This is a genomic window from Streptomyces sp. NPDC057543, from assembly GCF_042801895.1.
In the GTDB taxonomy this organism is placed as follows: Bacteria; Actinomycetota; Actinomycetes; order Streptomycetales; family Streptomycetaceae; genus Streptomyces.
Genome location: NZ_JBHVFF010000301.1, coordinates 1 through 10,231, shown reverse-complemented (window position 1 = coordinate 10,231; position 10,231 = coordinate 1). Strand labels below are relative to the sequence as shown.

Sequence of the window (10,231 nt, the reverse complement as noted above, 5' to 3'; positions counted from 1 at the left end):
CTGACGCCGTATCCGGCGTCAGGGGCCCCTCTCGCGCGGCTCAGGCGCTGGTGGCGCCGATTTCGACGCCGTGCTCGGCGGCGAGGCGGTGCAGGTCGTCCAGCTCGCCCTGCTCGACATCCGCGAGGAAGTCGTCGCCCGTCTCCCGAGCTTTCGTGAGGTCGGACTCGGTGGTCTTGATGCGTTGCAGCAGACCGGCGGTGAAAGCGTCCATAATGCGCCCCCTCATCGTGGGTCGGTGGCACGGGGGTGTGCCCGGGTTTCCCTCCGCGCGGAGGCGGTAGGGCGGGTGATCACGCGCTCTCCGGGGACGGAGTGGCCTGTGGCACGCCACATTCGAGGCGTGATCGCGGGTGTGCATGCGTCCTCCCCGGCACCAAGCTCAGAGAAACCTCAACTGGTCCGGAAATCCTGTCGATTCCCCGGGGCCCCGGGGGGCGAGCGCCGTCTTACCGCCGGTTTATACGCGTTGCGGGCAGGATGGAGCAGCACAGACCGAGCTGATGAGCGGCCCGCATCACGGACCGTGGGCACATCGAGACGTTCTGAAGTCACCTACGTACTGAAGTTTCTAAGGAAGGACAGCGCCGTGCGCGTACTCGTCGTGGAGGACGAGCAACTGCTCGCCGATGCGGTGGCCACCGGATTGCGCCGTGAGGCCATGGCCGTCGATGTCGTGTACGACGGTGCCGCGGCCCTGGAGCGCGTCGAGGTCAACGACTACGACGTCGTGGTGCTGGACCGGGACCTCCCCCTGGTGCACGGCGACGACGTCTGCCGGCGGATCGTCGAGCTGGGCATGCCCACCCGGGTGCTCATGCTCACCGCGTCCGGGGACGTCAGCGACCGGGTGGAGGGGCTGGAGCTGGGCGCCGACGACTATCTGCCCAAGCCGTTCGCCTTCAGCGAGCTCACCGCGCGGGTACGGGCGCTGGGCCGGCGGACGACGGTGGCGCTGCCGCCCGTCCTGGAGCGCGCCGGGATCAAGCTCGACCCCAACCGCCGCGAGGTCTTCCGGGGCGAGACCGAGATCCAGCTCGCGCCGAAGGAATTCGCCGTGCTGGAGGTCCTGATGCGCAGCGAGGGCGCCGTCGTCTCGGCCGAGCAGCTGCTGGAGAAGGCCTGGGACGAGAACACCGACCCGTTCACCAACGTCGTCCGCGTGACCGTCATGACGCTGCGCCGCAAACTCGGCGAGCCGCCGGTGATCGTCACCGTGCCCGGCTCCGGCTACCGGATCTGATAGCCGATGCCCGCCTTCCCCGCGCCGCCGACGGCGCCTCCGAAGCCCACCTGGGAGCCCAAACATCAGGAGCCGCCCTACTGGCTGCGTCCGACCATCCGCATACGGCTCACCCTGCTGTACGGCGGCATGTTCCTGATCGCCGGCATCCTGCTCCTCTCGATCATCTACATGCTGGCCGCCGAGGCCCTCCATGTGGGCAGCGAGCTGCCGTTCACGATCGTGAGCGGCCAGGTCACCAGTGACGTGTGCAACTTCAGCGGCATCACCACACCCGAAGCCGCCCAGGCGGCCATGAACACCTGCGTCAACCACCAGCGCCAGCAGGCGCTGGACACCCTCCTCAACCGGTCGCTGCTGGCCCTGGTCGGCCTCAGTGTCATCGCCTTCGCCTTCGGCTACGCCATGGCGGGCCGGGTGCTCTCCCCGCTGGGCCGGATCACCCGCACCGCCCGCCGGGTGGCCGGAACCGATCTGTCCCGCCGGATCGAGCTGGACGGCCCGGACGACGAGCTGAAGGAGCTCGCCGACACCTTCGACGAGATGCTCGACCGCCTGGAGCGGGCCTTCACGGCCCAGCAGAGATTCGTCGGGAACGCGTCGCACGAACTGCGCACCCCGCTCGCCATCAACCGCACGCTGCTGGAGGTCCATCTCTCCGATCCCCAGGCCCCGCCGGAGCTGAAGCAGCTCGGCAAGACCCTGCTGGCCACCAACGAGCGCAGCGAGCAGCTGGTCGAGGGCCTGCTGCTGCTCGCCCGCAGTGACAACCAGATCGTCGAGCGCAAACCCGTCGACCTTGCCGAGGTGGCCTCGATCGCGATCGACCAGACGCGCGGCGAGGCCGAGGAACGGGGCGTGGAGATCCGCGGCGAGCGGGCCCCGGCCGTCGTCCAGGGCAACGGCGTCCTGCTGGAGCGGATCGCGCTGAACCTCGTACAGAACGCCGTGCGCTACAACGTCCCGGCGGAGGGCTGGGTGGAGGTCACCACCGAGCTGCAGTCGGGCCAGGCCATGCTGGTGGTCTCGAACACGGGACCCGTGGTGCCCGCCTACGAGATCGACAACCTCTTCGAGCCCTTCAGGCGGCTCCGTACGGAGCGGACGGGCAGCGACAAGGGGGTGGGGCTCGGCCTGTCGATCGCGCGGTCCGTGGCGCGCGCTCACGGCGGCCGTATCCTCGCGGAACCCCGCGAGGGGGGTGGTCTTGTGATGCGTGTCTCACTTCCCGTCTGACGGGCCGGGCGGATCGATCCGCACACGATTTACTTTGTTCGCTTTGAGCGGAATTTTCGGGACCTGCGCCCGGAGCGGACGTGTGTGATCGATCACAGGAGCGAATTCAGACACGTCAACGCTCCGTGATCAGGGCCTTCACCGGAAATCCCGCAAAAGTCGGGGTTTTCGGGGCCCGATATCACGGGAAGTACACGGGGTGGCGCCCGTGAAGCGCGATACCGGGACCGTGTACGGTCCCCATCGCCACCCAAGCCGATCGCTCACGAGCGGTCCTTTTGGGTGTCGATTGAGTAACAGACCTTGATGTGAGGCAAAATCTCCGCCTCGGGTCGGGCACAAGTCCGGCCTCTCACGCGTTACGTGCGCTGAGACACCGCAGACACCCAGAGGGGGAGAGCGACATGGCAACGGATTACGACACCCCACGCAAGACCGATGACGACGTCGACCAGGACAGCCTTGAAGAACTCAAGGCACGCCGGAGCGACAAGACGGCGTCCGCCGTCGACGTCGACGAGTTCGACGCGGCCGAAGGACTGGAGCTGCCCGGAGCAGACCTGTCCAACGAAGAACTGGCCGTAAGGGTCCTGCCCAAGCAAGCCGACGAGTTCACGTGCATGAGCTGCTTCCTCGTGCACCACAGGAGCCAGTTGGCACGCGAGAAGAACGGCCAGCCGATCTGCCGCGACTGCGACTAGGTCGAGCCGACCGTGGCAGGCGACACACCGTTCCGGAAGCGACGCTTGCGGCGCAAAAGGTCGTCGGAGGCGGATCAGGGCGGCACTGGCCCGGCAGAAGGCGTAGCAGCGCCTGCTGAGCGGTCCGCCCTGCCACCCTCCCCGGGTGAGCGGGACGGCGAGCGGGGCCGGTGGGCCTCGCTCGAAGCGGTCACGGCAGCCGAAGAAGAAGCAGAAGTCGACACGGCCGATGGGGCCGGACAGGTCGACAGGACGGAGCCCGTGACCGGGGCAGGCCGTCTGAATTCAGTGAAACGGGGAGCACGCAAGGGCGGGGAGAGCGCCAGGGCCGCGATCGGTCATATCGCCGACCTGATCATCCAGAACGCTCCCCGCATCCCTGTGCGTGATCTCGCCACCCTGCGCAAGCAGTTCCCGGGCCTCGGGCCCGAGGAGCTCGCCGACAAACTCATCGCAGGGGCGAGCAGATCCACCGCAGCCGTCGGCGCCGGTATCGGCGCGGCGGCCATGATGCCCGTACCGCCCGCCATGCTCGCCGAGCTGGCGACGGAGATCAGCGGTGTGGCCGCGATCGAGATGAAGCTCATCGCCGAGCTGCACGAGGTCTACGGGCTGCGCCCACCGGGCGGCATCACCCAGCGTTCCGGCGCCTACCTCACGTCCTGGACGGAGGAGCGCGGCATCGACGTCGCCCACCCGGCGACGGTCGACGCGGCGCTGGGCGGCCGGATGAAGCGTGAGCTGCGCCAGCAGATCGCGAAGCGCATGGTGCGCGATCTGCCGAATCTCGTCCCGTTCCTGGTCGGCGCAGCCGTCGGCGCGATGACGAACCGGCGCGACACCAGAAAGCTTGCCGAACGGGTCAGGAAGGACCTGCGCAAGCGCCAGATCCCCTGGGACCGGCTCCCGCCGCAGCCTGCGCCGAAGCGGCCGGGCCTCCGGCGCAAGGAACTGCCGGGCGAGCCGGAGCCGGGCGAACCGGAGCCCTAGGGGCTAAGCCCGTACCGCACTGAGCGCCGCGACCAGGGCCTGCGGCTCGCGGGTCGACAGATAGACGTACGGCGTCGGGTCCTGCGGGTCGGTGACCTCCACGCGGACCGCCGTCGGGATGTAGCTGCGCAGCAGCATGAACGCGCGGGTGTCCGCCTTGTACGAGCGCCACGCGCGGGCCTCCTCCGCGTCCAGCACCTCGGCCTCGCCGAGCGCCGTCACCGGGATCCGCGCGTCACCGGCCACCAGGGCGCCGGCGACCACGCGGATCCTGGTCGAGCCGTACGAGCTCACCGCGACCGCCGACAGGGCCGTGCCGCCCACCAGGCCGGCCAGCAGCGGCAGAGTGCCGAGTGGCAGCAGCATCAGGGCACAGGCGATGCCGACCAGGAAGGCGATGAGCCACCACGAACGGGGCGCGGTCAGTCGTTCGTCGAAGGGCGGGGTGGAAGGCTGCATGAACCCAAGCTTGGCACGGCGCGACCCCCGGGTGGCCGCGCGGGTAAGGTCTGCGCCTGTGAGTGGAACATCTGCGGCTCTGAAGCCCCCGGTCGGCGCGGTGAAACCGGTCCGACACCCCGAAGCCCCGGCCCCCGGCGAACTCCTCGGCGCGCACTACGAACACTGTTTCGGCTGCGGCGAAGGACAGCGGCACGGGCTGCACCTCCAGGCGCGGGCCGGCGAGGGGGTCGGTGTCACCGCCGAGTTCACCGTGCAGGCCGCCCACCAGGGCGCTCCGGGCCTGGCACACGGGGGCATTCTGGCCACCGCGCTGGACGAGACGCTCGGCTCGCTGAACTGGCTGCTGCGGGTGATCGCGGTGACCGGGCGGCTGGAGACCGACTTCGTACTTCCGGTTCCGGTAGACACGGTGCTGCACCTCGACGCAGAGGTCACCGCGGTGCACGGCCGGAAGATCTACTCCCGGGCGACCGGCCGGATCGGCGGGCCGGACGGACCGGTGGCGGTCCGTGCCGAGGCCCTCTTCATCGAGGTCAAGGTCGACCACTTCATCGAGAACGGCCGCCCGGCCGAGATCCGGGCGGCGATGGCCGACCCGGACCAGGTCAAGCGCGCTCGCGCGTTCGAGGTGAACCCCTGATGCGCCGTCCCGTGGACGTCCTGATCCGCCGTGTCGACCCGGAGGTGCCGATTCCGGCCTATGGGCACCCGGGCGACGCCGGCGTCGATCTGGTGACCACCGAGGCCGCCGAACTCGCGCCGGGCGAGCGGGCCGTGCTGCCCACCGGGGTGTCGATCGCGCTGCCCGACGGGTACGCCGCGTTCGTGCACCCGCGGTCCGGCCTCGCCGCACGCTGCGGAGTCGCACTCGTGAATGCCCCGGGGACGGTCGATGCCGGGTACCGTGGAGAGATCAAGGTGATCGTCATCAATCTCGACCCGCGCGATCCCGTGCGGTTCGAGCGGTTCGACCGGATTGCCCAACTGGTCGTTCAGCAGGTCGAGAAGGTGCGCTTCCACGAGGTGGCGGAACTTCCCGGCTCGGCTCGTGGCGAGGGAGGCTTCGGTTCCACCGGAGGCCACGCTTCCGGTGATGTTGATGGCGTCAGGGGCGGGAATACCCAGGGCGGGAACAGCTACGCTTCGGTCGTACCCGACCGGGAAGGACAGTGACGTGTTCGGACGTCGCAAGAAGAGTGGTTCCGCCGAGGACGTGGCGGACGAAGCGCGCGAGGCCGAGCAGGTCGTCGACGAGCTCGATGACACCGATGGGGCCGACAGCGGCTCGCGTCGGGTGAATCTCCCGCCGGCGCCGCGGCCGGACGGACCGTGGGACATCACCGAGGTCTCCCGGCCCGGCGAGGGCCGGGTCGACCTGGGCGGCATCTTCGTGCCCGGCGTCGAGGGCATGGAACTGCGCGTCGAGGTGGCCGGTGACGCGATCGTCGCGGCGACCGTGGTGATGCGCGACAGCGCCATCCAGCTGCAGGCCTTCGCCGCCCCCAAGAAGGAGGGCATCTGGGGCGAGGTCCGCGAGGAGATCGCCTCGGGCATCACCCAGCAGGGCGGGATCATCGACGAGGTCGAGGGACCGCTGGGCTGGGAGCTGCGCGCCCAGGTCCCCGTACAGCTCCCGGACGGGACGAACGGCGTGCAGCTGGTGCGCTTCGTCGGCGTCGACGGCCCGCGCTGGTTCCTGCGCGGAGTGATCTCCGGCCAGGGCGCCGTGCAGCCGGAGGCGGCGGGACTGCTGGAGACGGTCTTCCGGGACACCGTGGTCGTCCGCGGCGAGGGCCCGATGGCGCCGCGGGACCCGATCGTCCTCAAGCTTCCCGACGACGCCCAGATGGTGCCCGAGGGCGTCCAGCAGGAGAGCCAGGAGAACTCGAAGTTCTCCGGAGGCATGGGCCAGCTCCAGCGCGGACCCGAGATCACCGAGGTGCGCTGAGCCGAGCCGGACAGCCGCCCGGTACAAGCTTCGGCCGGTGGGCCGTACCCCCTTTCGAGGGGGTACGGCCCACCGGCTTTTGCGCGCCCCGGGCCGGCTCCGGAGAGCGCACAAGGCCCGCTCCGGAGAGCGCACAAAAGGGGCGCGTATGGGGCGCGTATGGGGCGTGTATGCGGGCCGTCAAGGGCCCGGCATTCCCCGTAAGGAAGCCATCAACGCAGGCCACGACGCCTTTGCCGCGAGGTTTGCTCAAGAGGTCCGAGAATCCGTACCTCATCTAGGAGCACACGATGGCCGACGTGGCCTTCGTCGTCACCACGATCGCGGTGTTCGCGTTGGTGGCTCTCATCGCCAAGGGGGTGGCCAAGCTGTGACCGCCGAGAACATCGTCGGCCTCGTCGTGGCCGTAGCCCTGCTGGGCTATCTCGTCCTCGCCCTCCTGTACCCGGAGAGGTTCTGAGCCCGATATGAGCCCCGTCCTTGCCGGAATGCTCCAGGTCCTCGCGCTCGTCGCGGCGCTGGGACTGGCGTACCGACCGCTCGGCGACCACATGGCCGGCGTCTACTCCTCGAAGAACCACCTTCGGGTCGAGAAGTGGATATACAAGGCCATAGGCGCCAATCCCGACGCGGAGATGCGCTGGACCGCGTATCTGCGTGGTGTGCTCGCCTTCTCCGCGGTGAGTGTTCTCTTCCTCTACCTGCTCCAGCGGCTCCAGGGCAGTCTGCCCGGTTCGCTGGGCTTCTCCTCGATCGACCCGGACCAGGCGTTCAACACGGCTGCGTCGTTCGTCGCGAACACCAACTGGCAGTCGTACGCGGGCGAGCAGGCCATGGGCCATGTCGTCCAGACCGGCGGCCTCGCGGTACAGAACTTCGTCTCGGCCGCCGTCGGCATCGCCGTCGCGGTCGCGCTGGTACGGGGCTTCGCCAGGTCCCGTATCGGTGAACTCGGCAACTTCTGGGCCGACCTGGTGCGCGGCACCGTGCGCGTCCTGGTGCCGATCTCCGTGGTCGGCGCGTTGGTGCTGGTCGCCTGCGGTGCCATCCAGAACTTCGCCGGCATCCATGAGGTCGGCCAGTTCATGAGCGGCTCGCAGCAATGGAACGGTGGCGCCGTGGCCTCCCAGGAGGTCATCAAGGAGCTGGGTACGAACGGCGGCGGCTACTTCAACGCCAACTCGGCCCACCCGTTCGAGAACCCCAACGGGCTGTCCAACCTGTTCGAGATCTTCCTCATCCTGGTCATTCCGTTCGCGCTGACGCGGACGTTCGGCCGGATGGTCGGCTCGCTCAAGCAGGGTTACGCGATCCTGGCGGCGATGGGCGTCATCTGGCTGGGTTTCACCTCCCTGATGATGTGGACCGAGTTCGCTCACCACGGACCCGCCTTCGACATCGCGGGCGGGGCGATGGAGGGCAAGGAGACCCGGTTCGGGATCGCCGGTTCGTCGATCTTCGCCGTGGCCACCACGCTCACCTCGACCGGTGCGGTGAACTCGTTCCACTCCTCGTACACGGGATTCGGCGGCGGGATCACGATGCTGGGCATGCAGCTCGGCGAGATCGCGCCCGGCGGTGTCGGCTCCGGCCTCTACGGCATGCTGATCATGGCGATCATCGCGGTGTTCATCGCGGGTCTGATGGTCGGCCGTACGCCCGAGTACCTCGGGAAGAAGATCGGCACCCGTGAGATCAAGCTCGCGGCCTGCTACATCCTGATCACACCGGCGCTGGCGCTCTGCTTCACCGCCGCGGCGATGGCCCTGCCCACCCCGCCCCACTCGATGCTGAATTCCGGTGCGCACGGATTCTCCGAGGTGCTGTACGCGTACACCTCGGGTGCGAACAACAACGGTTCGGCGTTCGCCGGGCTGAACGCGGACACGCAGTGGTTCAACACGACGATCGGTCTCGCGATGCTGCTGGGCCGGTTCCTGCCGATGGTGTACGTACTGGCGCTGGCCGGCTCGCTCGCCGAGCAGAAGCCCGTACCGGCAAGCCTGGGAACCCTGGGCACGCACAAGCCGCTTTTCAGCGGGCTGCTGGTCGGCACGATCCTGATCATCACCGGGCTGACCTACTTCCCGGCCCTGGCGCTGGGGCCGTTGGCCGAAGGGCTGGCGTCATGACCACCCGTACGAAGCAAGAGGACTCGATGTCCACTGTCACGACCACCCGGGCACCGCACCGGGACACGCCCACGGGTCACCAGAGCGAAGGACGCGTCGGCGGGGGCCTGTTCGACCCCAAGCAGCTGCTGAAGTCCTTCCCCGACGCCGTACGCAAGCTCGACCCGCGGGTGATGGTCAAGTCCCCGGTGATGTTCGTGGTGCTGATCGGTTCGGTGTTCACCACCGTGCTGGCCTGCCTGGACCCGGGCGACTGGTTCGGCTGGGCGATCGCCGCCTGGCTGTGGCTGACCACGATCTTCGCCAACCTGGCGGAGGCGGTCGCCGAGGGCCGCGGCAAGGCGCAGGCCGACACCCTGCGCAAGGCCAAGACCGACACCGTGGCCCGGCGGATGACCGGCAGGAACGAGGAGCGGGTGCCGGGGACCGAACTGCGCGTCGGCGATCTGGTGGTCTGCGAGGCCGGCGACATCATTCCCGGCGACGGAGACGTCGTCGAGGGTGTCGCGAGCGTGGACGAGTCCGCGATCACGGGGGAGTCGGCGCCGGTCATCCGGGAGTCCGGCGGCGACCGCAGTGCCGTCACCGGCGGTACGAAGGTGCTCTCCGACCGGATCGTCATCAAGATCACCACCAAGCCCGGCGAGACCTTCATCGACCGGATGATCGCCCTCGTCGAGGGCGCCGCCCGGCAGAAGACGCCCAACGAGATCGCGCTGAACATCCTGCTCGCGTCCCTCACCATCGTCTTCCTGCTCGCCGTCGTCACCTTGCAGCCCTTCGCGATCTACGCCGGCCAGAAGCAGTCGGTGATCGTGCTGACCGCCCTGCTGGTCTGCCTGATCCCGACGACCATCGGCGCCCTGCTCTCCGCGATCGGCATCGCCGGCATGGACCGACTCGTGCAGCGCAATGTGCTCGCGATGTCGGGGCGTGCCGTCGAGGCCGCCGGTGACGTCTCGACCCTGCTGCTCGACAAGACCGGCACCATCACGCTCGGCAACCGGCAGGCCGCCGAGTTCGTCCCCGTCAAGGGCACGACCGAGGCCGAGCTGGCGGACGCGGCCCAGTTGTCCTCCCTGGCCGACGAGACGCCCGAGGGCCGCTCGATCGTCGTGCTCGCCAAGGAGAAGTACGGGCTGCGCGAACGCCACCAAGGCGAGCTGCGGCAGGCCGAGTGGGTCGCTTTCACCGCCCAGACGCGGATGTCGGGCGTGGACGTCGACGGGCGCAGGGTCCGCAAGGGCGCGACCGGGTCGGTCGTCGCCTGGGTCAAGGAGCGGGGCGGCAGCGTCTCGCCGGACGCGCAGGCGCTCACCGACCGGATCTCCGAGGCAGGCGGCACGCCGCTGCTGGTGGCCCTAGAGGACGAGCACGGCGCCCGCGTCCTGGGCGTCATCCACCTGAAGGACGTCGTCAAGGAGGGCATGCGGGAGCGGTTCGACGAGCTGCGCCGGATGGGCATCAGGACGGTCATGATCACGGGCGACAACCCGCTGACCGCGCGCGCCATCGCCCA

Annotated in this window: 12 protein-coding genes; 10 read left to right on the top strand and 2 right to left on the bottom strand. The window is 69.1% G+C overall.

The genetic code is table 11. The features are described 5' to 3' along the window. Positions 1-40: 40 nt before the first annotated feature. Positions 41-214, bottom strand: a complete 174-nt coding sequence (locus tag ACFU8Q_RS34425; protein WP_266749192.1) for a hypothetical protein — start codon at positions 212-214, stop codon at positions 41-43. A gap of 375 nt (positions 215-589) precedes the next feature. On the opposite strand from ACFU8Q_RS34425, the gene ACFU8Q_RS34420 reads away from it, so the two are divergent. The 4 genes from ACFU8Q_RS34420 (at position 590) to ACFU8Q_RS34405 (ending at position 4,170) form a co-directional block, all read left to right on the top strand. Continuing rightward, the gene (locus tag ACFU8Q_RS34420) at positions 590-1,243 is read left to right on the top strand and encodes a response regulator transcription factor (RefSeq protein WP_384461936.1); all 654 of its coding nucleotides are present in this window, start codon (positions 590-592) and stop codon (positions 1,241-1,243) included. Positions 1,244-1,249: 6 nt separating this feature from the next. After that, positions 1,250-2,479 (top strand): sensor histidine kinase, encoded by a 1,230-nt coding sequence (locus tag ACFU8Q_RS34415; protein ID WP_384461933.1) that lies wholly within the window; start codon positions 1,250-1,252, stop codon positions 2,477-2,479. A 404-nt stretch (positions 2,480-2,883) separates the two neighbouring features. After that, a complete protein-coding gene (locus ACFU8Q_RS34410; protein ID WP_003965732.1) occupies positions 2,884-3,180 on the top strand; it encodes a DUF4193 domain-containing protein in 297 nt (98 codons plus the stop codon). Between the two features lie 12 nt (positions 3,181-3,192). Next, a complete protein-coding gene (locus tag ACFU8Q_RS34405) occupies positions 3,193-4,170 on the top strand; it encodes a hypothetical protein (protein WP_384461930.1) in 978 nt (325 codons plus the stop codon). A gap of 3 nt (positions 4,171-4,173) precedes the next feature. On the opposite strand, the gene ACFU8Q_RS34400 is transcribed toward ACFU8Q_RS34405, so the two are convergent. Then, positions 4,174-4,629: a DUF3093 domain-containing protein gene (locus ACFU8Q_RS34400; protein WP_384461928.1), complete on the bottom strand. Its 456-nt coding sequence runs from the start codon at positions 4,627-4,629 to the stop codon at positions 4,174-4,176. A gap of 58 nt (positions 4,630-4,687) precedes the next feature. Between ACFU8Q_RS34400 and ACFU8Q_RS34395 the strand changes: the two genes are divergently transcribed. The 6 genes from ACFU8Q_RS34395 to kdpB all read left to right on the top strand — a co-directional run. After that, positions 4,688-5,272, top strand: a complete 585-nt coding sequence (locus ACFU8Q_RS34395) for a PaaI family thioesterase (protein ID WP_384461925.1) — start codon at positions 4,688-4,690, stop codon at positions 5,270-5,272. Then, positions 5,272-5,805, top strand: a complete 534-nt coding sequence (gene dut / locus ACFU8Q_RS34390; RefSeq protein WP_384461922.1) for a dUTP diphosphatase — start codon at positions 5,272-5,274, stop codon at positions 5,803-5,805. Before ACFU8Q_RS34395 ends, dut begins: the two co-directional genes overlap by 1 nt. Position 5,806: 1 nt before the next feature. Continuing rightward, on the top strand, positions 5,807-6,580 hold the full coding sequence (locus ACFU8Q_RS34385; protein WP_384461919.1) for a DUF3710 domain-containing protein: 774 nt from the start codon (positions 5,807-5,809) through the stop codon (positions 6,578-6,580). Positions 6,581-6,950: 370 nt separating this feature from the next. Further along, entirely contained in the window at positions 6,951-7,040 is a 90-nt protein-coding gene (gene kdpF / locus ACFU8Q_RS34380; protein WP_078075662.1) for a K(+)-transporting ATPase subunit F, read from the top strand. A gap of 7 nt (positions 7,041-7,047) precedes the next feature. Next, positions 7,048-8,712, top strand: coding sequence for a potassium-transporting ATPase subunit KdpA (gene kdpA / locus ACFU8Q_RS34375; protein ID WP_384461916.1), 1,665 nt, complete (start codon positions 7,048-7,050; stop codon positions 8,710-8,712). Continuing rightward, positions 8,709-10,231: potassium-transporting ATPase subunit KdpB (gene kdpB / locus ACFU8Q_RS34370; RefSeq protein ID WP_384461913.1), on the top strand; the 1,523-nt coding region annotated here is incomplete at its 3' end. The genes kdpA and kdpB, both read left to right, overlap by 4 nt.

Bases quoted from the DNA above. Each gene is read 5' to 3' on its own strand.
- ACFU8Q_RS34425 (WP_266749192.1), bottom strand. From the start codon at position 214: ATGGACGCTTTCACCGCCGGTCTGCTGCAACGCATCAAGACCACCGAG.
- ACFU8Q_RS34415 (WP_384461933.1), top strand. From the start codon at position 1,250: ATGCCCGCCTTCCCCGCGCCGCCGACGGCGCCTCCGAAGCCCACCTGG.
- ACFU8Q_RS34410 (WP_003965732.1), top strand. From the start codon at position 2,884: ATGGCAACGGATTACGACACCCCACGCAAGACCGATGACGACGTCGAC.
- ACFU8Q_RS34400 (WP_384461928.1), bottom strand. From the start codon at position 4,629: ATGCAGCCTTCCACCCCGCCCTTCGACGAACGACTGACCGCGCCCCGT.
- dut (WP_384461922.1), top strand. From the start codon at position 5,272: ATGCGCCGTCCCGTGGACGTCCTGATCCGCCGTGTCGACCCGGAGGTG.
- kdpA (WP_384461916.1), top strand. From the start codon at position 7,048: ATGAGCCCCGTCCTTGCCGGAATGCTCCAGGTCCTCGCGCTCGTCGCG.